The organism is Inquilinus ginsengisoli (assembly GCF_050434925.1).
Lineage (GTDB): Bacteria > Pseudomonadota > Alphaproteobacteria > DSM-16000 > Inquilinaceae > Inquilinus > Inquilinus ginsengisoli_B.
Window position 1 is genome coordinate 1,241,154 of record NZ_JBNDJK010000001.1, and the last position, 22,046, is coordinate 1,263,199.

The window sequence follows — 22,046 nt, forward strand, 5'->3', positions numbered from 1 at the left end:
CGATTCCCGTTTTCTTAGTCCCCCCCCTTGCGGGAGGGGGCAGGGGGAGGGGTCTGCGCGCGTCCGCGCGCGAATGCGCAATGAGCAGGCTTCGCCATGGTCGGATCGCTGGAATTCGGGCCGGTTCTGGCGGCGCGAACCCCTCCCCCTAACCCCCTCCCGCGAGGGGGGACTCATTGTGCTTTCGGCAGGGCGCCGAGAATTCGCGCATGCCCAGCGCACCCCCCTGAAACGAACGAGGCCCGCACCAGGCGGGCCTCGCATCCTACTTCGGGATCGAACGGATCAGGTGCTGGTCAGCTTCGACAGGTCGAGCGGCAGCGAGCGCAGGCGCTGGCCGGTCGCGGCGAAGACCGCGTTGCCGATCGCCGGCGCTAGCCCGGGCACGCCCGGCTCGCCGATGCCGGTGGGCGCCTCGGCCGAAGGCATGATGTGCACCTCGACCTTCGGCATCTCCGACATCCGGGTCGGCTCATAGGTGTCGAAATTGGCCTGCTCCACCTCGCCGTCCTTGAGCGTGATCTTGTTGCGCAGGACGACGGACAGGGCGAAGCCGACCGACCCCTCGACCTGGGCCCGGATCACGTCCGGGTTGACCGCGATGCCGCAATCGACCGCCGCCACCACCCGGTCCACCTTCAAGGCACCATCCTTGATCGAGACCTCGGCCACTGTGGCGACATAGGAGCCGAAGGACTGGTGCACGGCGACGCCGCGGCCCGATCCGGCGGGCAGGGGCTGGCCCCAGCCCGCCTTCTCCGCCACCAGCGCCAGCACGCCGGCATGGCGCGGCTGGTCGCGCAAAAGCGCGGCGCGGAAGGCCACCGGGTCCTTGCCGGCGGCATGGGCCAGCTCGTCGACCACGGTCTCGACCGCATGGGCGGTGTGGGTATGGCCGACCGAGCGCCACCACAGCACCGGCACGCCCTCCTTGGCGTTGTGCACCGTCGCGGTCAGGTCCGGCACGGCATAGGCCGTGTCCGACGCGCCCTCGATGCTGGTGGCGTCGATGCCGTCCTTCACCGCGAAGGCCTCGAAGGAGGTGCCGATCATGATCGACTTGGCGACCACGACATGGTCCCAGCCGCTGACATTGCCGGCCGCATCCAGCCCGGCGCGGACCTTGTGATACGCCATCGGCCGGTAATAGCCGGCCTTCATGTCGTCCTCGCGGGTCCGCATCAGGTGGATCGGCGCCTTCGCGCCGGTGGCCTTGACGATCATCGCCGCCTCGGCCGCGTAGTCGGCGTCCGGCGTGGCGCGCCGGCCGAAGGAGCCGCCGGTGTAGGTCGAATTGATCGTCACCTGCTCCGGCTTCAGCCCGAGGATGGCGGCGATCGTCGCCTGCTCGACGGTCTGGAACTGCGACCCGGCCCACCACACGGCGCCGTCCTTGGTGGGCTCCAGCACGCCGTTCAGCGGTTCCATCGGCGCATGGGCCAGGTAAGGGAACTCGATCTCCACCTCGACCAGCTTGGCCGCCTTTTGCAGCGCCGCCGCGGCGTCGCCGCGCTTGGCCGCGGTCAGGCCGGGCGTCTGCGCCATGGTCTTGTACCCGGCCATGATCGCATCGGTGGACTGGCCTTCTCCAGCGGCCGCATCCCACTCGATCTTCAGCGCCTCGCGGCCCTGCATCGCCGACCAGGTGTCCTTGGCCACGACCGCCACGCCGGTCGGGATGGTCACCACGTCGACCACACCCGGCACCTGCTTGGCCGCGGCGGCGTCGACGCTCTTAGGCATGCCGCCAAAGCGCGGCGGATGGGCCACCAGCGCGGTCAGCTGGCCGGGGCGCCGGACGTCGATCGAGAAGCCGGCCTTGCCGGTGATCTTGGCCGGGGTGTCCAGCCGCGGCACGTGCCCGCCGACCAGGGTGAAGGTCTTCGGGTCCTTCAGCGTGACGTCCGCCGGCGGGGTCAGCGTGGCCGCCTTGCCGGCGAGCTCGCCGAAGCGGGCGGACTTGCCGGAGGCGTGGGCGACGACGCCCTTCTGCACGGTGATCTCACCGGCCGGGACCTGCCATTCCGCGGCGGCAGCCTGCACCAGCATGGCGCGGGCGGTGGCGCCGGCCTTGCGCAGCTGGTCCCAGGAATTGGCGATCGAGGTCGACCCGCCGGTGCCCTGGATCGGGCCGAAGGCGAGGTTGTTGTAGAGCTTGGCGTCGGCCGGGGCGAATTCGAAGCGCATCTGGCCCCAATCGGCGTCGATCTCCTCGGCGACGATGGTGGTCAGGCCGGTGGTCACGCCCTGGCCCATCTCGCATTGCTTGATCAGCACGGTGACCGTGCTGTCCGGCGCGACGCGGACGAAGGCGTTGGGGGCCAGGTCGCCGGTCGCGGCCATGGCGCGGCGGGCGAGCGGCAGATGGGCCGCGATCACCAGCGCGCCGCCGAGGGCGCTGGCGCCCCTTAGGAAGGAGCGGCGGTTCGGCCTGGCGAGATCGTCGGCAGCCCCGGTCACGGCCGGGGCGACGATTGGCTGAGCAAACATGGGTCGTCCCTCCGGTTCAGGCCAGCTGCGCCGCGGCGTCGTGGATCGCCGCGCGGATGCGCTGGTAGGTGCCGCAGCGGCAGATGTTGCCGTCCATCGCCGAGACGATGTCGTCGTCGGTCGGCTTCGGCGTCTGGCTCAAGAGGCCGATGGCCGACATGATCTGGCCGGACTGGCAGTAGCCGCACTGCACCACGTCGAGCTTGGTCCAGGCGGCGCGCACGGCCTCGGCGACCTTGCCCGACACGCCCTCGATGGTGGTGATCTTGCCCTCGCCGACATCGCCGACGAAGGTCTGGCACGACCGCACCGGCTGGCCGTCCAGATGCACGGTGCAGGCGCCGCACAGCGCCTGGCCGCAGCCGAATTTGGTGCCGATCATGTCGAGATGGTCGCGCAGGGCCCACAGCAGCGGCATCTGCGGATCGATGTCGAGCTCGTGGTCGGCGCCATTGATGTTGAGCTTCACCATGGTCGATGTCCCAATCTGGATGCGGTGCGGGGAACCGGGCACCGCGCCGGGGCTGGCTGTCCGCGTTGTCCGCGGATCTGAGGTAGGAGGTCTCTAGATCGAACGTTCGATCTAATACGGCTAAAAACTCACGGGTTGCGGGCAACGGCGCGCCAGCAGCCCTCGGCAATGTCGTCCAGGGTCGCATCGTCCAGCGCCTCGTCCGGGGCCCGCCGGGCGAGGCGCGCGGCGAGGCCGAAGGACAGGTCGTAGACGATGTCCGTCGGCAGCGGCTTGAACGGGCTGCCGCCGTCGACGAAGCCCAGCCGCCGGGCCAGGATGGCGAAGTTCTGGTCCTCCTTCGCCAGTTCCTGCAGGTCGGTCGGGCAGTGATAGGGCGAGTTCTCGTACTGCTCGAGGAACCGCGCCTCCAGCCGGTGCGTCCGGTAGAAGTGATAGGCGTTGCGCCAGGTATGCTTGAACGCCTGCTTGGGGGCGGCGCCATCGAGATCGCCCTGCAGCATGGCCCGGGCCTTCACCGCCTTGACCTCCTTGTAGAGCTCGCGGATCAGCTCGTCCTTGCTGGCGAAGTAGTGATAGATCACCCCGGGGCTGGCGCCCGACCGCTTGGCGACCTGGGACATCGGCGTGTCGTGAAAGCCACGCTCCGCCACCAGCTCCAGCGTCGCCTTCAGGATCGCATCCCGCTTGCTGTCGGTGTCGGGCAACACATCGCACTCGATCGAACGTTCGTTCTAGTGATTAGCCGCTTCGCCGGGCTCACGTCAAGACGCGAGTCGAGGCTCAAGGTGATCGCTTGAAGCGCCTCCGGCAGTCGAGAGAGCGCAGTCCGTGCGATTGCCTTTCCCGCTAGCGAGACCTTTTCAGAATGTCGCCGTTTGATCCGGTCCAGCCTTTTATCCTCCCCCTCCCCTTGCGGGAGGGGGCCAGGGGGAGGGGTCTGCGCGCGTCCGTGCGCGAATGAGCAGGGCACCGAACTCGCCGTCCATGCCGATTTCGGTAGTCTGGGGCGGTTCAAGCCGAGAGAACCCCCTCCCCCTACCCCCTCCCGCAAGGGGAGGGGAGAGTGGAAAGCATGGGTCAGTTCGAATGGTCGAATTCTGAAAAGGTCTCGCCAGGCGGGAGAGGCAATGCAGCGATTGCTCCGCTACCGTTTTGCGCAGTCGAAGATATTCTCCAGCGCGGCGCCAGAGCCGGCGAGGGTGAAGGGCTCAGTCACCGCCGGCTCGGCCAGGCTGACGGTCAGCGTCTTGCCGCGGCGCAGGCTTTCGATCAACGCTTTCATCTGGTCGGTGGTGAAGGCCTTGGACGGGGCCCAGTCGAAGCTGGTCGCGACCTCCTCGGCCTGCACCGTCATCGGCACCGCCGTGGCCTTGCCGTCGACGGTGAAGGTCACCGGCACCGGTTTCGCCTCCAGGGCCAGCTTGCGCGGCAGCGAGAACAGCACATAGGCGCCGGTGCGGATCGCCTGGGCGCCCTGCGGCGCGACGTTCTCGGCGCAGTAGACGCCGAGATGGGCGCCCTCGGCATTGGTCAGCCCGGCATAGGCGGTGCCCATGTGGGCGCCGGTGCCCCAGCCCTCGGCATCCTGCGCCGAAACCGGCGCTGCGATGGCAAGCAGGACGGGCAGGGCGAGAAGAGGGGCGCGGATCAATCCAGGGCTCCTGAAACGGAGAAGGGCACGTCACCGTGCCCTTCCAGTTGGTCACATGTCGAGCAGGATGCGCTGCGGATCCTCCAGGCACTCCTTGACCCGGACCAGGAAGGTCACGGCCTCGCGCCCGTCGATGATGCGGTGGTCGTAGGACAGCGCCAGGTACATCATCGGCCGGATCTCGACCTTGCCGCCGACAGCCATCGGCCGCTCCTGGATCTTGTGCATGCCCAGGATGCCCGACTGCGGCGGGTTCAGGATCGGCGTCGACATCAGCGAGCCGTAGACGCCGCCGTTGGAGATGGTGAAGGTGCCGCCGGTCAGGTCGGCCATCGACAGCTTGCCGTCGCGGGCCTTGCGGCCCAGCTCGCCGATGGTCTTCTCGACCTCGGCGAAGGTCAGGCCGTCGGCGTCGCGCACCACCGGCACGACCAGCCCGTTCGGTGTGCCGACCGCGACGCCGATGTCGTAGTAGTTCTTGTAGACCAGATCGTCGCCGTCGATCTCGCCGTTGACCGCCGGCAGCTCCTTCAGCGCGACGATGCAGGCCTTCACGAAGAACGACATGAAGCCCAGCTTCACGCCGTGCTTCTTCTCGAAGCTGTCCTTGTACTGGTTGCGCAGCGCCATCAGCGCCGTCATGTCGACTTCGTTGAAGGTCGTCAGCATGGCGGCGTTGTTCTGCGCCTGCTTCAGCCGGGTGGCGATGGTCTTGCGCAGCTTGGTCATGCGCACCCGCTCCTCCCGATCCTTCTTCGGCCGCGGGCCGCTTTCCGGACGGGTGAAGGCGGGGACCTCGATCACGCTGCCCGAACCCGGGGCAGCGGCGGCCGGCCTGGCGCCGCCGGAGGCCGCGGCCTGCGCGTCCTCCTTCAGGATGCGCCCGCCCTTGCCGCTGCCGGCGATGGCGCCGGCGTCGAGGCTGTTCTCGGCGATGATCTTGGCCGCCGACGGCATGGCGATCGGCGCCTCGCCGCCATTGGTCTTGGCAGGGGCCGGGGCCGCCGCGGGCTTGGCCGCCGGAGCCTCGGCCTTTGCCGTCGGCTTGGCGGCCGGGGCGCCGCTGCCCTCGCCGATGCTGCCCAGCAGGGCGCCGACCTCGACATTGGCGCCTTCCTCGGCCGCCACCGATTCCAGCACGCCGGCGGCGGTGGCGTTGACCTCGAGCGTCACCTTGTCGGTCTCGAGCTCGACCAGCGGCTCATCCATGGCCACGGCGTCGCCCGGCTTCTTCAGCCAGCGGGCGACGGTGGCCTCGGACACCGATTCACCCAGGGCGGGCACCTTGATCTCGACGCTCATAGAGTCTCCATTCCTTCCGGTCCGTTCGGGCGCAAGCGTTCCGGGATCAGCCGGCCGACAGGGCCTCGTCGACCAGCTTGGCCTGTTCCTGGTTGTGGCGGCGCAGCAGGCCGGTGGCCGGGGCCGCGGCTTCCGGCCGGCCGGCATAGCGCGGCCGGGCGCTGCGATGCTTGATCTCGCCCAGCGCGGCCTCGATCTTGCGGTCGACGAAGTACCAGGCGCCCTGGTTCTCGGGCTCCTCCTGGCACCACACCACCTCGGCGTTGGGATACTTCGCCAGCTCCGCGCCCAGCGTCTTGCGCGGGAACGGGAACATCTGCTCCAGCCGGATGATGGCGACGTCCTTCAGGCCGCGCTCCTCGCGTTCCTTGCGCAGGTCGTAATAGACCTTGCCGGAGCAGATCACGACCCGCCGCACCGACTCGCCGGCCACCAGCTCGGCGGTCTCGCCCAGCACGCGGTGGAAGCCCGAGCCGTTGCTGAAATCGGCCAGGGTCGAGACGCACTCCTTGTGGCGCAGCAGCGACTTCGGCGTGAACACCACCAGCGGCTTGCGGAAGTCGCGGTGCATCTGCCGCCGCAGCGCGTGGAAGTAGTTCGCCGGGGTGGTCAGGTTGACCACCTGCCAGTTGTCCTCGGCCGATTGCTGCAGGTAGCGCTCGATGCGGGCCGAGGAATGCTCCGGCCCCTGGCCCTCATAGCCGTGCGGCAGCAGCATCACCAGGCCGGACATGCGCAGCCACTTCTGCTCGCCGGAGGAGATGAACTGGTCGATGATGGTCTGGGCGCCGTTGGCGAAGTCGCCGAACTGCGCCTCCCACAGCGTCAAGGCCTGCGGCTCGGCCAGCGAGAAGCCGTATTCGAAGCCCAGCACCGCGAATTCCGACAGCGGGCTGTCATGCACCTCGAAGGTCGCCTGGCCCTCGCGGATGTGATTCAGCGGGACGTAGCGCTCCTCGGTCTCCTGGTCGACCAGCACCGAATGGCGCTGGCTGAAGGTGCCGCGGCCGGAATCCTGGCCGGACAGGCGCACCGGGATGCCCTCGGCCACCAGCGTGCCGAAGGCCAGCGCCTCGGCGGTGGCCCAGTCGATGTCGCGGCCGGACTCGATCATCTGCGCCTTGGCCTTGAGCTGGCGCGCGACTTTGGGGTTGACGTTGATGCCCTGCGGCACGCTGCTGATGGCGTGCCCGACCTCGCGCAGCAGCGCGTCCGGCGCCGCGGTGGCGCCGCGGCGGTCGTCGCCCACGGCCGCGGTCAGGCCCGACCAGGCACCGCCCAGCCAGTCGGCCTTGTTCGGCTTGTAGGAGGTGGCGGCCTGGAACGCCTCTTCCAGATGCTTCTGGAAGTCGCGCACGACGCCCTCGGCGCTCTCGGCCGTCAGCAGGCCCTCCTCGACCAGCTGCCGGGCGTACAGCTCGCGCACCGAGGCGTGCTGGGCGATGGTCTTGTACATCAGCGGCTGGGTGAAGGCCGGCTCGTCGCCCTCATTGTGGCCGAAGCGGCGGTAGCAGAACATGTCCACCACCACGTCATGGCCGAATTCCTGCCGGAACTCGATGGCGATGCGCGAGACATGCACCACCGCCTCGGCATCGTCGCCATTGACGTGGAAGATCGGCGCCTGGACCGTCCGCGCCACGTCGGTGCAGTAGGGGCCCGAGCGGGAATAGACCGGCGCGGTGGTGAAGCCGATCTGGTTGTTGATGACGAAATGGACGGTGCCGCCGACGCGATAGCCCTTCAGGTCGGACATCATCAGCGTCTCGGCCACCACGCCCTGGCCGGCGAAGGCGGCGTCGCCATGGATCAGCAGCGGCAGGACGGCGGTGCGGTCCTCGTCGCGGCGCTGGGTCTGCTTGGCGCGGACCTTGCCGACCACCACCGGGTTGACGCATTCGAGATGCGACGGGTTCGCGGTCAGCGACAGGTGCACCACCTTGTCGTCGAACTCGCGGTCGGACGAGGTGCCGAGATGGTACTTCACGTCGGCCGACCCCTGCACGTCCTCGGGGTTGGCCGGGTTGCCCTGGAATTCCGAGAAGATCGCGGTGAACGGCTTGCCGATGACATTGGTCAGGGTGTTCAGGCGGCCGCGATGGGCCATGCCGACGACCACGTCCTCGACCCCCAGCTGGCTGCCGCGCTTCAGCACCTGCTCCAGCGCCGGGATCATCGCCTCGCCGCCGTCCAGGCCGAAGCGCTTGGTGCCGGTGTATTTGACGTTGAGGAAGCGTTCGAAGGTCTCGGCCGCGGTCAGGCGCTCATAGATCGCGCGCTTGCCGGCCGGGGTGAACTCGGTGCGGTTCTCGATCGTCTCGATCCGCTCCTGGATCCAGGCGCGCACCGCCGGATCCTGGATGTGCATGTACTCGACGCCGATATGGCCGCAATAGGTGGCGCGCAGCCGGGTCACGATCTGCCGCAGCGTCGGCGTGTCGAGGCCCAACTGGCCGGCGACATAGATCGGCCGCTCCATGTCGGCCTCGGTGAAGCCGTAGGTGGCGGGGTCGAGGTCGGGGTGCGGCTTGTTGTGTGCGGTCAGGCCCAGCGGGTCGAGATCGGCCAGCAGGTGGCCGCGCACGCGGTAGGCGCGGATCAGCTGCATCGCCCGCAACGTGTCATGGGCGGCGCGGCGGATCGCTTCGGCATCCGGGGCGGCGGCGGCGGGCGCGGTCTTGCCGGGCTTGGCACCCTTGGCGGGCGCCTCGGTCGGCGCTTCCAGCCCGAAGGCCTCGCCGAGGCCGTTCAGCTTGACCGCGGGGATGGCGCCGTTTTGCGGGCTCCAGGATGGTCCGGTGTCGGCTTCCGCCTCGCCCTCGCCGAGGCCGGCGAAGAAGGCGCGCCAGCTCTCGTCCACCGAGGCCGGATCGGCCCGATAGCGCTCATGCAGCTCGGCGATGAAATCGGCATTCGGGGCGAACAGGAAAGAACTCTGTTCCGACGGGCTACCCATCATTCTCAACGGCCGGTCTTGGGCCGTTTCCCTGGCGGTCGGCGGCCGCGTTGACGCCGCGGCCGGGCGGTCCCTGGTGGGACGGGGCTCTAAGTGGCGCGCAACCTACGCCGAAAGTCCAAGAGATGAAAGGTATGTCGGGCGCGGAACGAGCAATTTCCGGCGCCATGACGACAGATCTCCCCCGCAAAGAACGCAAACGCGACATCGTGACCGGCAACGGACGGTCCGAATCGAGGGATCCGGACATGAAAAAGCCCCGACCGGCAGGACCGGTCGGGGCCGAATCTCGGCTGCGAGGGAAGGTCAGCCCTTCATCGCCGCGAGCATGGTCTTGCCGAGGGATGCGGGGGAGTCGGCGACGGCGATGCCGGCGGCCTTCAGCGCTTCGATCTTGTGGTCGGCGGTGTCATGGCCGCCGGAGATCACGGCGCCGGCATGGCCCATGCGGCGGCCCGGCGGCGCGGTGCGGCCGGCGATGAAGCCGACCACCGGCTTGGTGGTGCCGGACGCCTTGAGGAACTCGGCACCCATCACCTCGGCGTCGCCGCCGATCTCGCCGATCATGATGATGCCCTCGGTCTCCGGATCGCCCAGGAACAGCTCCAGCGCGTCGACGAAGCTGGTGCCGTTCACCGGGTCGCCGCCGATGCCGATGCAGGTGGTCTGGCCCAGGCCCGCCGCCGTGGTCTGCGCCACCGCCTCATAGGTCAGCGTGCCAGAGCGGCTGACGATGCCGATCTTGCCGCGGCGGTGGATGTGCCCCGGCATGATGCCGATCTTGCACTCGCCCGGCGTGATCACGCCCGGGCAGTTCGGCCCGATCAGCCGGGTGGCCGAGCCGGCCAGCGCCCGCTTGACCTTGACCATGTCCAGGACCGGGATGCCCTCGGTGATGCACACCACCAGCGGGATCTCGGCGTCGATCGCCTCCAGGATCGCATCCGCGGCGAAGGGCGGCGGCACGTAGATCACCGAAGCATTGGCCCCGGTCTGGTCCACCGCCTGGGCCACGGTGTCGAACACCGGCAGGTCGAGGTGGCGGGTGCCGCCCTTGCCCGGGGTGACGCCGCCGACCATGCGGGTGCCGTAGGCGATCGCCTGCTCGGAGTGGAAGGTGCCCTGGGCTCCGGTGAAGCCCTGGCAGAGCACCTTGGTGTTCTTGTCGACGAGCACGGCCATCATGCGGCCTCCTTCACGGCACGGACGATCTTCACTGCGGCGTCGCCGAGGTCGTCGGCCGACAGGATCGGCAGCCCGCTCTCGGCCAGGATCTGCTTGCCGCGCTCGACATTGGTGCCTTCCAGACGCACCACCAGCGGCACGTGCAGGGAGACTTCCCGCGCGGCCTCGACCACGCCCTCGGCGATCACGTCGCAGCGCATGATGCCGCCGAAGATGTTGACCAGGATGCCTTCGACATTCGGGTCCGACAGGATCAGCTTGAACGCCGTGGTCACCCGCTCGCGCGTGGCGCCGCCGCCGACATCCAGGAAGTTGGCCGGCTCGCCGCCTTCCAGCTTGATGATGTCCATGGTCGCCATCGCCAGGCCGGCGCCGTTGACCATGCAGCCGATGTTGCCGTCCAGCTTGACGTAGTTCAGCGAGGCCTTCTCCGCCTCGGTCTCGGTCGGGTCCTGCTCGCTCTCGTCGCGCAGCTCCTCGACCTCCTTGTGCCGGAACAGGGCGTTGTCGTCGAAGCCCATCTTGGCGTCGAGCGCGATCAGCTGCCCGGCCCCGGTCACCACCAGCGGGTTGATCTCCACCATCGCGGCGTCGAGATCGTTGAAGGCCTTGTACAGCGCCTTCAGGAAGCCGACCGCCGCATTGACCTGCTTGCCCTCCAGGCCGAGGCCGAAGGCGACCTTGCGGGCGTGGAAGTCCGACAGGCCCGTCGCCGGGTCGATGGCGATGGTCTGGATCTTCTCCGGCGTCGCCTCGGCGACCTCCTCGATCGCCATGCCGCCCTCGGTCGAGGCGATGATCGTCACCCGGCCGCTCTTGCGGTCGACCAGCAGCGACAGATACAGCTCGCGGGCGATGTCGCAGCCTTCCTCGACATAGATCCGGCCGACCTCCTTGCCCGCAGGCCCGGTCTGCACCGTCACCAGCGTCCGGCCCAGCATCGCCCCGGCCGCCGTCGCGACATCCGCGGTCGACTTCACCACCCGGACGCCGCCCTTGCCCTGCGGCTCTTCCTTGAAATGGCCCTTGCCGCGGCCGCCCGCATGGATCTGCGCCTTGACGACATACACCGCGCCGCCGAGACCCTCCGCCACGCGCACCGCCTCCTCCGGCGTGTACGCCACCCCGCCGCGCGGCACCGGAACGCCATAGCGCCCCAGCAGCCCCTTCGCCTGATATTCGTGGATGTTCATGGACCGTCCGTCCTGGGTGAGAGCGCGGCGCCTGAGGCCGCCCGCGAAACGGGCGGCACAATAGCACCTGAATCTCAGGGGGCAACCGAGTCGCTGCAATGCAGCATGCCGCGGGACGCAAGCCGTTGATCCTCGGCGGTTTCGCGTCATCATGGTCGCAGCGGTCAAGAACCGGGAAAGGGCGCGGCGATGTACAGGCTGTACTGGAACAAGGACACCGGCGCCTTCGCGCCCGACATCGTGCTGCGCCTGGCCGGCGTGCCCTGCGAGCGGGTCCGCGTCGACCACAAGGCCGGCGAGCACCGCCACCCTGACTATCTCCGGCTCAACCCGATGGGCGAACTCCCGACCCTGGTGCTGCCGGACGGCACGGTGCTGACCGAATCGGCGGCGATGATCCTGCACCTGGTCGACGCCCATCCCGCGGCCGGGCTTGCGCCGCCGCCGGGCAGCGCCGACCGCGCCAAGTTCGACCGCTGGCTGCTGTTCATGGCGGTGAACCTGTATGGCGCCGTGCTGCGCCAGGCCTATCCCGAGCGCTACACCGCCGACCCCGCCGGAGCCCCGGCGGTGCGGGAGGCGGCGGACCGCGCCGTCGACCGCTACTGGGCGCTGGTCGCCGACGCGCTGATGCCCGGCCCGTTCCTGCTCGGTGAGCGGCGGTCGGCCGCCGACCTGTACCTGCTGCTGCTGCTGAGCTGGTACGATTTTCGCGAAGAGATGACGCCGCTCAGCACCGTCTGGGACCGCCTCCTGGCCGATCCCGTCGTGGCGGAGGCCTGGGCCACCTACTTCTCCGGCTGACCGCCCGCCATAAGATAGTATCGAACATTGTTCTCAAGTTTTGTCCGGCAAAATCTCAGACGAGATATCGGCGATCCAAGATTTCGGAAAATGTTAAGGTATAACGGAATTCTTTTGCAAAGAGTTTCAGACAAATTGCCCTAAATCAGTAATGTTGACGTCTGTCCCGACGCTGCCGGACAGTGCTGCAACGTGGGGATCGGCCGGACTCAGGCCATGATTTGCGAACCGGGCGGCCACAAGCCCCACCGCAACATTAAGGGGGACCGATCGTGAGACTGAGTCATCTGGCGGCCGCCGCGCTGGCGTCCGTCGTCGCCCTTCCCGTGTCTTCCGCCCTGGCCCAGACGGCGCCTGCGGCCACAAAGGTTTCCGCCAGCACCCTGTCGCTGGGCAATCCGCTCGGCGACCTGATCACGTCGCTGATGAGCCTGGACCTGCAACGGGCGGTCACCGTCCCCGGCATCCGCCTGCACCTCGCCGCCCTGCAGCGGATCGCCGACGCCAATGGCGGCACCCGGGCCGCGGGCACGCCGGGCAACGTCGCCACAGTCAACTACATCAAGCAGCGGCTGCAGCGCGCCGGCTACCGGGTGACGGTGCAGAACTTCGACATCCCGTTCTATGAGGAGCTCGGGCCCGGCACCTTCGCCGAGCTGACGCCGACGCCGCGGACCTTTGTCGACCTCACCGATTTCACCACGATGCCGTTCTCGGGGTCGGGCGACGTCACCGGGCTGCTGGTGCCGACAAACGACATCGAGATCCCGCCCGCACCGGCGCCGAATTCGAGCAGCGGCTGCGAGGCCGCGGACTTCCCGGCCGCGACGGCCGGCAACATCGCGCTGGTCCAGCGCGGCACCTGCGATTTCAGCGTCAAGGCGGCCAACGCCAAGGCGGCCGGCGCGGTGGGCGTGGTCATCTTCAACGAAGGCCAGCCCGGCCGGACCGACCTGTTCCCCAGCGCCGCCATGGACGTGCCGATCGACATCCCGGTGCTCAAGGCCACCTTCCAGGTCGGGGCCGACCTCTACGCCCAGACCCAGGCCGGCCCGGTGACCGTGCACGTCACCACCGACACGCTGTCCGAGAACCGGCCGACCTCGAACGTCATCGGCGAGACCTGGTTCGGCCGGCCCGATTCGGTCGTGGTGGTCGGCGCCCACAATGATTCGGTGCCCGCCGGCCCGGGCATCAACGACGACGGCAGCGGCACCGCGACCGACCTCGAAGTCGCCGAGCAGCTGGGCCGCCGCCAGCTGCTGCTGCGCAACAAGGTGCGGTTCCTGTTCTTCGGCGCCGAGGAGCTCGGGCTGCTCGGCTCCTACCACTATGTCGAGACGCTCAGCGACGCCGAGCGGGCCAAGATCAAAGTGATGCTGGATTTCGACATGCTGGCGTCGCCGAACTATGTCCGGTTCGTCTATGACGGCAACGGCTCCACCTTCCCGGACGCGTCGGGGCCGAACGGCTCCGGCCTGGTCGAGAACGTGTTCCTGGCCTTCTTCGCCCAGCGCAACCTGGCGACCACGCCGACCGCCTTCGACGGCCGCTCCGACTACGTCGCCTTCACCGATGCCGGCATCCCGGCCGGCGGCATCTTCGCCGGCGCCGAAGGCATCAAGACCGAGGCCGAGGCGCGGATCTACGGCGGCACCGCGGGTCAGCCCTATGATTCCTGCTACCACGAGGCCTGCGACACCATCGCCAACATCAACAACACCGTGCTCGACCAGTTCTCGGACGCGGTGGCGAACTCGGTCATCGTCTTCGCCCAGCGGCGTGAGCCGGTGGTCGACCCGGTCGGGCTGACCGCCTCGGCCAAGCGGGTCGCCCGGACGGCGACGCGCGGCGCGCTCTACAAGGGCCCGCTGATGATCCGCTGACAGGCGGCAGACGGGATATGGGGGCCGGGCGTCCCGCATCCGGACCCCTTTCCGTTTCGGCGGCTCCAGCAAGACCAACGGCCCGAACCAGACGTCATGGCGAGCCCCGCAGGGGCGTGGCCATCCAGGGCCGCTCGCACCGGCCCCTGGATGGCCGCGTCGCTTCGCTCCTCGCCATGACGGGTAAGGGGCCGACGAGCTGACATCAAAGGCACTGGTATAATTTGTCAGGCAAAACACGAAAGAATTTTTGTGCAGCGCAGAAGTTGTCAGACTAAATTTTATGAGACCAAATTTTGCCAAATATAGATCAAAAACAGATTCAAAAATCCTGTTGACGCCTTTCGCAGCGCTGCTGGACAGTGCTGGCCAAGTGGGGGCAGGCCGAACCAAGGCCAATCGATTGCGCTCTGGGCGGCCACAAGCCCCACCGCAACGACTTGAAGGGGGACCATCGTGAAAACGCGTCATCTGGCGGCCGCCGTGCTGGCGACCGCCATCGCCATTCCTGCGTCCTCGGCCCTGGCCGCCACCACCAACGCCGCCCCGTCGGCCGCCGCCCAGCGCGGCCTGATCGGCGACCTGATCACCGCGCTGATCAGCGCCGACCTGCAGCGGGCGGTCACGGTCACCGGCATCCGCCAGCATCTGACCGCGCTGCAGGCGATCGCCACCGCCAATGGCGGCAACCGCGCCGCCGGCCTGCCGGGCTACAAGGCCTCGGTCGACTACGTGAAGCAGCGGCTGCAGCGGGCCGGCTATCAGGTCACGCTCCAGCCGTTCCAGTTCGACTTCTTCCTGGAGACCGGCACGCCGGAATTCGCGCGGGTGTCGCCGTCGCCGCGGACCTACACGGCCAACACCGATTTCGCGACCACGCTCTACTCCGCCTCGACCGAGGTCACCGGCCGGGTGGTGCCGACCAGCAACCTCGTCCTGCCGCCCACGCCGGAGCCGAGTTCGGCCAGCGGCTGCGAGGCCGCCGACTATCCGCCCGAAACGGCGGGGGCGATCGCGCTGATCCAGCGCGGCACCTGCACCTTCGCCCAGAAGGCGGAGATGGCGGAGGCGGCCGGCGCCATCGGCGTCATCATCATGAACGAGGGCCAGCCGGGCCGCACCGAGGTGGTCGAGGGCGTGGGCCTCGGCGCGCCCCGGCCCTACCCGGGGGTGTTCACCACCTTCGAGGTCGGCAACGAGCTGTACACCCAGGCCCAGTCCGGCCCCGTCAATGTCCGCATCAAGGTCGAGGCCATCAACGAGCCGCGGACGACCTGGAACGTGATCGCCGACACCCGCTTCGGCAATCCCAACAAGATCGTCACGGTCGGGGCGCATCTCGATTCGGTGCAGGTCGGCCCGGGCATCAACGACAACGGCAGCGGCACCGCCGCCAATCTCGAGGTCGCCGAGCAGGTCGGCCGCCGCCAGCTGCTGCTGCGTAACCGGGTGCGCTTCGCCTTCTGGGGCGCCGAGGAGCTCGGGCTGCTCGGCTCGACCCACTATGTCGAGACGCTGAGCGACGCCGAGAAGGCGAAGATCCTGCTGAACCTGAACTTCGACATGGTCGGATCGCCGAACTACGTGCGCTTCGTCTATGACGGCAACGGCTCCGACACGCCGGATCCAGGCCCGGACGGCTCGGGCCTGATCGAGAACGTGTTCCTGGCGCATTTCGCCCAGAAGAACCTGGCCACCAGCCCCACCGCCTTCGACGGCCGGTCCGACTACGGCCCGTTCATCGCCGAGGGCATCCCGGCCGGCGGCCTGTTCAGCGGCGCCGAGAACGTCAAGTCGGAGGCCGAGGCGCGGATCTACGGCGGCACGGCGGGCCAGCCCTACGACGCCTGCTACCACGCGCCCTGCGACGGTATCGCCAACATCAGCAACACCGCGCTGGACCAGTTCAGCGACGCGATCGCGAACTCGGTGATCGTGTTCGCGCAACGGCGCGACCCGGTGGTCGACACCCTCGAATTCGCAGCCTCGGCCGCCAAGCGCGCCGCGGCGGCGAAGCGTAGCCCGCTGTTCAAGGGTGCGCTGACCATCCGCTGACGGGCGGTGGTCTGAGGATCGGGGGCCGGGCCGTCGCGCCCGGCCCCTTTTTTGCCGACCAGGAAACCTGTCAACGATCTATCCGGACCATTGCGTTGCCCCTCCCGCCTGGCGGGACCTTTTCGGAATTCGACCACTTGAACCGACGCATACTTCCGCTCTCCCCCTCCCCCCTCCCGCGGGGGGCTACGGGATTCACGGAAGTTTTGCCTGTGTTGCGAGGGCATAGCCATGGAGCATAGGGGCGAGCCGTTTCCATCCATTGTGCATGGTTTTGGGACCCGGTGGCTTGCCGTAGCAGTTCCATCCGCCGAGGCGAGCGGTGACCCAGGAGAGGAAGGCGAGGCTGGTGGGGGCATGGGGGTTCTTCTGGCGCGGGGTGTTGCCTTCGAGGGATCGAGAGATGGCGGCAAGTGGAGCGAGGAGGTCGGGATCGACCACGTCGGTGGCCGGCCTGGGGCTGCCGTCGCGGGCATCGATGAGTTGCAGGGTGCGGACTGCGGCGGCCAAGCCCATGGCGGCGAGGATGAACAGCCGCTCGGCATCGGCGAGTTGAGTGTCTTCGAGGCCCAGGCCATCGCTCTTGAGGGCACGAAAGACCTGCTCGATGCGCCAGCGCAGGCGATAGAGATCGATGATCTCGGTGGCGGCGTCGGCGCCGTCGGCGGGATGGGTGGTGAGCAGGCGCCAGGCGATGGCCTGCTTCGGGTCGGGCGGATCGATCTCGATGGCCTGGACCAGCGTCAGGGTTACGGTGCGCACCGCGCCCGGTTCGGCCTTGCGGCTCTTCGGACGGGCGATCTGCACGCTGCCCGCCTTGATCGCGAGGGTCGCTTCACGGCTGCGCTCGCCCGGTCGGCTCGGCGGCACCAGGATGCGGCGGCGCGTCAGCTCCGGGGCATCGTCCAGGGCGGCGAACAGCCGGCCGCCGCCGGCCAGGCTGCGGTTCTGCGCCGACCGGAGGATCAGGTCGAGATTGTCCGGGCGCTCGGTGAACAGCTCCCAGATGTCGCTCTCGCGGTCGGCGATCATCGTCACCGCCGCCGCCTCGGCCAGCACCCGGGCCGCGGTGGTGCAGCCGTCGTGCCAGCGCATCGATTCCTTTTCCGCCAGGGCCCGGCCACGCCGCTCGCCCACCGGCACCGAGCCTCGCGTCCAGATCTGGGCCCCGACCAGGCCGATCACCGCCTCTTCCTCCACATCCACCGCAATCACCGGATGCAGGAAGAAGCCGGGGTCCTTCCCGTTGCCCCCAGGATCCAGCCCGCGCCGCTTGGCCGCCCGACCCTTGAAGTTGACCTCGCTCGTATCCTGGATCGCCACCACCCGGCGCCCCACACACTGCTGGGCTGTCCGCGACGCCAGCGTCTCCACGATCCCTTCCACCGAGCTGTACGGCGACGACAAAAACCGGTGCACCGCCATCTCTCCGGCCCGCGTCCCGCCAAGCTCGCGCACCACCAGCGATCCCGTCGCCACGATCTGCTCGATCAACCACTCGGCTCGCGCTGCCACCCGGATGTCGCCCAGCCCAAACGTCACGGCAAAGTCTCCTCTCGGCTTGACTTCGCCTTGAATCACACCTCCCTCCACACGCAAATCACTTTCGTGCATCCCGTAGACCGCAAGGGGAGGGGGAGAGTGGAAAGCATGCCTCAGCTCAGGTGAGCCAATTCTGAAAAGGCTCGCAAGCGGGCGAGGCAATCGAATTGCACCGATTGTGGCGAGAGAGCCCGATCACGGGCTCCGCAGTATCACCCCAGCGCCCGGCCGGTCTCCGGGTCGAACAAATGTAGCTGGTCCTCCGGCACGGCGAAGGCCAGGCGGTCGCCGTCGCGCACCGGTGCCACGCCGGGCAGCCGGGCCAGCAGCGTCGTGCCGTCGCCCAGCCGGCCATGCAGCACCGTGTCGGCGCCCAGCGCCTCGACCAGCTCGACCGCGACCTCCAGCCGGTGCTCCGGGTCGGACGGGCCGTCCAGCGTCAGATGCTCCGGCCGAATGCCGGCCAGCACGCTCCGTCCGCCCAGCCCCGCCGCCCGCGGCGTGGCGACGCGCTGGCCGCCGGGCAGCACCACGCCGCGGCCGTCCGCCGTCACCGTGGCCGGCAGGAAGTTCATTGCCGGCGAGCCGATGAAGCCGGCGACGAAGACCGAGGCCGGCCGCAGATAGATCTCCAGCGGCGGGGCGATCTGCTCGGCTGCGCCGCCATTCATCACCATGATCCGGTCGGCCAGCGTCATCGCCTCGACCTGGTCGTGGGTGACGTACAGGCTGGTGACGCCGAGGCGCGACTGCAGCCGCTTGATCTCGATCCGCATCTGGGTGCGCAGCTTGGCGTCCAGGTTGGACAGCGGCTCGTCGAACAGGAACACGGCCGGCTCACGCACGATGGCGCGGCCCATGGCGACGCGCTGGCGCTGGCCGCCCGACAGCTGCCGCGGCTTGCGCTCCAACAGGGCCGACAGCTCCAGCGTCCCGGCCGCCTCGCGCACCCGCCGGTCGATCTCGGCCTTGGACAGGCCTTGGATGCGCAGCCCATACGCCATGTTGTCGTACACCGACATGTGCGGGTACAGGGCGTAGTTCTGGAACACCATGGCGATGTTCCGGTCCTTCGGCTCCAGCTTGTTCACCACCCGGCCGCCGATGGCGATGTCGCCGCCGCCGATGCTCTCCAGCCCCGCCACCATGCGCAGCAGGGTCGACTTGCCGCAGCCGGACGGGCCCAGCATGACCAGGAACTCGCCGTCGGCGATGGCGCAGTCGATGCCCTTGATGGTCTCCTGCGCGGCGCCGGGATAGGTCTTGCGGACCTGGCGGATCTCGACGGTGGCCATTATTTCTCGCTCTCGATCAGGCCCTTCACGAACCAGCGCTGCATGACGAGGACAATCACCACCGGCGGGATGATCGCCAGGATGGTGGTCGCCATCACCAGATTCCACTCGGTGTCGGCGTCGGTGAAGGAGATCATCTTGCGCAGCGCGATGATGATCGTGTTCATGGAGTTGTCGTTGGTCACCAGCAGCGGCCAGAGATACTGGGTCCAGCCATAGATGAAGGTGATCACGAACAAGGCCGCGATGTTGGTGCGGGACAGCGGCAGCAGGATGTCGCGCAGGAAGCGCAAGGGGCCGGCGCCGTCGATCCGCGCCGCCTCCACCAGCTCGTCCGGGATGGTCAGGAAGAACTGGCGGAACAGGAAGGTGGCGGTGGCCGAGGCCATCAGCGGCACGGTCAGCCCGGCATAGCTGTCGAGCAGGCCGAGATCCACGATCACCTGGTAGGTCGGCACGATGCGCACCTCGACCGGCAGCATCAGCGTGACGAAGATCATCCAGAAGAACACCATCCGCAGCGGGAAGCGGAAGAACACGATGGCATAGGCCGACAGCAGCGAGATCACGATCTTGCCGACCGCGATCGCCAGCGCGACCACCGTGGTGTTCCACAGCACCCGCACCATGTCGACGCCGCCGATCCGGCCCGATCCGCCGAACAGCGCGCCGCCGTAATTGGTCAGGAACTCGCCGCCCGGCACCATCGGCAGTGGCGGCGACAGGATCGCCTGGGTCGGGTAGGTCGAGGCGATGAAGGTGTAGTAGACCGGGAAGGCGACCAGCACGATCCCGACGATCAGGACGAAATGGGCCAGCAGCGTGCCCAGCGGCCGGTTCTCGATCATGCGTAATGCACCCGGCGCTCGACATAGCGGAACTGGACGAAGGTCAGCGCGATCACCAGCACCATCAGAATCACCGACTGGGCGGACGAGACGCCCATCTGCTGGTTCACGAAGCCGTCATTGTAGACCTTGTAGACCAGGATCTCGGTCGACTTGCCGGGGCCGCCGCCGGTCACGGCGTGGATGATGCCGAACGTGTCGAAGAAGGCGTAGACGGTGTTGACCACCAGCAGGAAGAACGACACCGGCGAGATCAGCGGGAAGATGATGGTGCGGAAGCGGTGCACCGGCCCGGCGCCGTCGATCGCCGCGGCCTCGATCAGGCTCTTCGGGATCGCCTGCAGCCCGGCCAGGAAGAACAGGAAGTTGTAGCTGATCTGCTTCCAGGCGGCCGCGGCCACCACCAGGGTCATCGCCTGGCCGCCGTTCAGCAGCGGGTTCCAGTCGAAGCCGGCCTGGCGCAGCAGCACCGCCAGCGTGCCCATCGACGGGTTGAACAGGAACAGCCACAGCATGCCGGCGATGGCCGGGGCGATGGCGTAGGGCGACAGCAGCAGGGTGCGGTAGAGCCCCTGGCCGCGCACCACCCGGTCGGCCATCACCGCCAGCAGCAGCGCCACCACCAGGGCCGAGACCGCGACCGCCAGCGAGAACACCACGGTGACCTGCAGCGAGTTCAGATAGGCCGGGTCGCCCAGCACCCGGCCGAAATTGTCCAGCCCGACGAAGCGGGTCCGCAGGCCGAACGGATCCTCGCGCAGCAGCGACTGGCGGATCGCCTGGGCGGCCGGCCAGAAGAAGAACACCAATGTGATCGCGATCTGCGGCGCCACCAGCAGATAGGGCAGGACGGTGTTCGGGAAGATCGCGCGTCGGTTCATGCGGGGCGGGTCATTGTGGATGCGGTGGTCGGGTTCGCGGCACGCGAACCCGACCTATGATGCGTGGCTTACAGGTCAGCCGCTTCCTTGATCGCGGCGTTGGCGCGCTCGACCGCCTTGTTCAGCGCGGTCTTGGCGTCCTGCTGGCCGTTCAGCATCAGCTCCAGCTCCTCGTTGATGATGTCGCGGACTTGCGGCAGGTTGATCACCCGCACGCCCTTCGAGTTCTCGGTCGGCGCCTTGCCCATCATCTGCAGGATCGGGATCTCGCGGGCCGGATTCTTCTCGTAGAAGCCGGACTTCTTGGTCTCCTCATAGGCCGCCATGGTGATCGGCAGGTAGCCGGACTTCTGGTGCAGCCGGGCCTGGATCGGGGTCTGCGACAGGAACTCGAAGAACTTGGCCACGCCCTTGTATTCGGCGTCCGGATGGCCGGCCAGGACCCACAGGCTCGCACCGCCGGGGATGGTGTTCTGCGGCGCGCCCGCGGCCTCCGGATAATAGGGCAGGGTGCCGTTGCCGAAATTGATGCCCGATTTCACCACGTCGCCCAGCCCGCCCGAGGACTCGGTCATCATGGCGCATTCGCCGCTGGTGAACTTGATCTTGGCCTCGGAGGTGCGGCCGCCATAGGAGAACACGCCGGCCTTCTGCAGGTCGGCCAGGGTCTGGAAGTGGCGGATGTAGAGGTCGCTGTTGATCAGCAGCTGCGGGTCCAGCCCGGCCAGGCCGTTCTGCAAGGTGGCATAGGGCACGTTGTTCCAGGCGGCGAAGTTCTCCTGCTGGATCCAGGTCAGCCAGGTCGAGGTGAAGCCGCAGGGCCAGCCCGCCTCCTTGATCTTCCTGGCGGCGTCGAACAGCTCCGGCCAGGTCTTGGGCGGCGAATTCTCGCCCAGCCCGGCCTTCTTGAAGGCGTCCTTGTTGTAGTAGAGGATCGGCGAGGAGCTGTTGTAGGGGAAGGACAGCAGCTCGCCGTCGGCGGTGCTGTAATAGCTGACCACGCCGCCGAGATATTGCGACTTGTCGAAGGTGACGCCGTCGGCCTGCAGCACCTTGGCCACCGGGACCACGGCGCTGGACGCCGCCATCATGGTGCCGGTGCCGGCGTCGAACACCTGCAGGATGTGCGGCGGCTGCCCGGCGCGATAGGCGGCGATGCCGGCGTTCAGCGTCTCCGGATAGGTGCCCTTGAACACCGGCACCAGCTTGTACTCGGCCTGGCTCTCGTTGAACTCCTTGGCCAGGGTCTCGACCACCTCGTTGTTCGCGCCGGTCATGGCGTGCCACCACTGAATCTCGGTGGCGGCGAGGGCGGGCAGGCTGAGGGTCAGGGCCGCGGCGGCAGCGGCCGTGGCAAGGCGCAGTTTCATGGCGACTCTCCCCGAATATCTTGGCTCGGCGCTCTCTGGGCGCCGCATCCCTGCACCATGCCAGCGCGGCGGTGTTTTTGCGACAATTTTCACATCCGCGCATCGGGGCGCGC

General features: G+C 68.2%; 16 protein-coding genes. 3 read left to right on the forward strand and 13 right to left on the reverse strand.

The window, feature by feature from the left end; translation table 11 throughout:
* Positions 1-285 precede the first annotated feature (285 nt).
* The 8 genes from QFZ27_RS06175 to sucC form a co-directional block, all read right to left on the reverse strand.
* The gene (locus tag QFZ27_RS06175) at positions 286-2,490 is read right to left on the reverse strand and encodes a xanthine dehydrogenase family protein molybdopterin-binding subunit (protein WP_429225215.1); all 2,205 of its coding nucleotides are present in this window, start codon (positions 2,488-2,490) and stop codon (positions 286-288) included.
* A 16-nt stretch (positions 2,491-2,506) separates the two neighbouring features.
* On the reverse strand, positions 2,507-2,962 hold the full coding sequence (locus QFZ27_RS06180) for a (2Fe-2S)-binding protein (RefSeq protein ID WP_429225216.1): 456 nt from the start codon (positions 2,960-2,962) through the stop codon (positions 2,507-2,509).
* A gap of 128 nt (positions 2,963-3,090) precedes the next feature.
* Positions 3,091-3,669 carry a TetR/AcrR family transcriptional regulator gene (locus QFZ27_RS06185; protein WP_429225217.1) on the reverse strand — a complete coding sequence of 193 codons (579 nt, stop codon included), beginning with the start codon at positions 3,667-3,669 and terminating at the stop codon, positions 3,091-3,093.
* Between the two features lie 440 nt (positions 3,670-4,109).
* Positions 4,110-4,616, reverse strand: a complete 507-nt coding sequence (locus tag QFZ27_RS06190) for a hypothetical protein (RefSeq protein ID WP_429225218.1) — start codon at positions 4,614-4,616, stop codon at positions 4,110-4,112.
* Between the two features lie 51 nt (positions 4,617-4,667).
* Positions 4,668-5,918, reverse strand: coding sequence for a 2-oxoglutarate dehydrogenase complex dihydrolipoyllysine-residue succinyltransferase (gene odhB, locus QFZ27_RS06195; RefSeq protein ID WP_429225219.1), 1,251 nt, complete (start codon positions 5,916-5,918; stop codon positions 4,668-4,670).
* A 46-nt stretch (positions 5,919-5,964) separates the two neighbouring features.
* Positions 5,965-8,874, reverse strand: coding sequence for a 2-oxoglutarate dehydrogenase E1 component (locus tag QFZ27_RS06200; protein ID WP_429232418.1), 2,910 nt, complete (start codon positions 8,872-8,874; stop codon positions 5,965-5,967).
* 306 nt (positions 8,875-9,180) lie between these two features.
* Positions 9,181-10,056, reverse strand: coding sequence for a succinate--CoA ligase subunit alpha (sucD, locus tag QFZ27_RS06205; protein ID WP_429232419.1), 876 nt, complete (start codon positions 10,054-10,056; stop codon positions 9,181-9,183).
* Positions 10,056-11,252: an ADP-forming succinate--CoA ligase subunit beta gene (gene sucC, locus QFZ27_RS06210; protein ID WP_429225220.1), complete on the reverse strand. Its 1,197-nt coding sequence runs from the start codon at positions 11,250-11,252 to the stop codon at positions 10,056-10,058. Before sucC ends, sucD begins: the two co-directional genes overlap by 1 nt.
* 189 nt (positions 11,253-11,441) lie before the next feature.
* Between sucC and QFZ27_RS06215 the strand changes: the two genes are divergently transcribed.
* The 3 genes from QFZ27_RS06215 (at position 11,442) to QFZ27_RS06225 (ending at position 15,997) form a co-directional block, all read left to right on the forward strand.
* Positions 11,442-12,056 carry a glutathione S-transferase family protein gene (locus QFZ27_RS06215; protein ID WP_429225221.1) on the forward strand — a complete coding sequence of 205 codons (615 nt, stop codon included), beginning with the start codon at positions 11,442-11,444 and terminating at the stop codon, positions 12,054-12,056.
* 272 nt (positions 12,057-12,328) lie between these two features.
* Positions 12,329-13,942, forward strand: coding sequence for a M20/M25/M40 family metallo-hydrolase (locus QFZ27_RS06220; protein WP_429225222.1), 1,614 nt, complete (start codon positions 12,329-12,331; stop codon positions 13,940-13,942).
* Positions 13,943-14,398: 456 nt separating this feature from the next.
* Positions 14,399-15,997: a M28 family metallopeptidase gene (locus QFZ27_RS06225; protein WP_429225223.1), complete on the forward strand. Its 1,599-nt coding sequence runs from the start codon at positions 14,399-14,401 to the stop codon at positions 15,995-15,997.
* A gap of 195 nt (positions 15,998-16,192) precedes the next feature.
* Here the strand turns inward: QFZ27_RS06225 and QFZ27_RS06230 are convergent, their stop codons facing one another.
* From QFZ27_RS06230 to ugpB, 5 genes are all read right to left on the reverse strand, one after another.
* Complete coding sequence (locus QFZ27_RS06230; protein ID WP_429225224.1) at positions 16,193-17,539, reverse strand: IS4 family transposase; 1,347 nt, start codon at positions 17,537-17,539, stop codon at positions 16,193-16,195.
* Positions 17,540-17,751: 212 nt separating this feature from the next.
* A complete protein-coding gene (locus QFZ27_RS06235; RefSeq protein WP_429225225.1) occupies positions 17,752-18,834 on the reverse strand; it encodes a sn-glycerol-3-phosphate import ATP-binding protein UgpC in 1,083 nt (360 codons plus the stop codon).
* On the reverse strand, positions 18,834-19,682 hold the full coding sequence (gene ugpE, locus QFZ27_RS06240; protein ID WP_429225226.1) for a sn-glycerol-3-phosphate ABC transporter permease UgpE: 849 nt from the start codon (positions 19,680-19,682) through the stop codon (positions 18,834-18,836). The genes QFZ27_RS06235 and ugpE overlap by 1 nt, the downstream gene beginning before the upstream one ends.
* Entirely contained in the window at positions 19,679-20,563 is an 885-nt protein-coding gene (gene ugpA / locus QFZ27_RS06245) for a sn-glycerol-3-phosphate ABC transporter permease UgpA (RefSeq protein ID WP_429225227.1), read from the reverse strand. Before ugpA ends, ugpE begins: the two co-directional genes overlap by 4 nt.
* A gap of 68 nt (positions 20,564-20,631) precedes the next feature.
* Complete coding sequence (ugpB, locus tag QFZ27_RS06250; protein ID WP_429225228.1) at positions 20,632-21,933, reverse strand: sn-glycerol-3-phosphate ABC transporter substrate-binding protein UgpB; 1,302 nt, start codon at positions 21,931-21,933, stop codon at positions 20,632-20,634.
* Positions 21,934-22,046 lie beyond the last annotated feature (113 nt).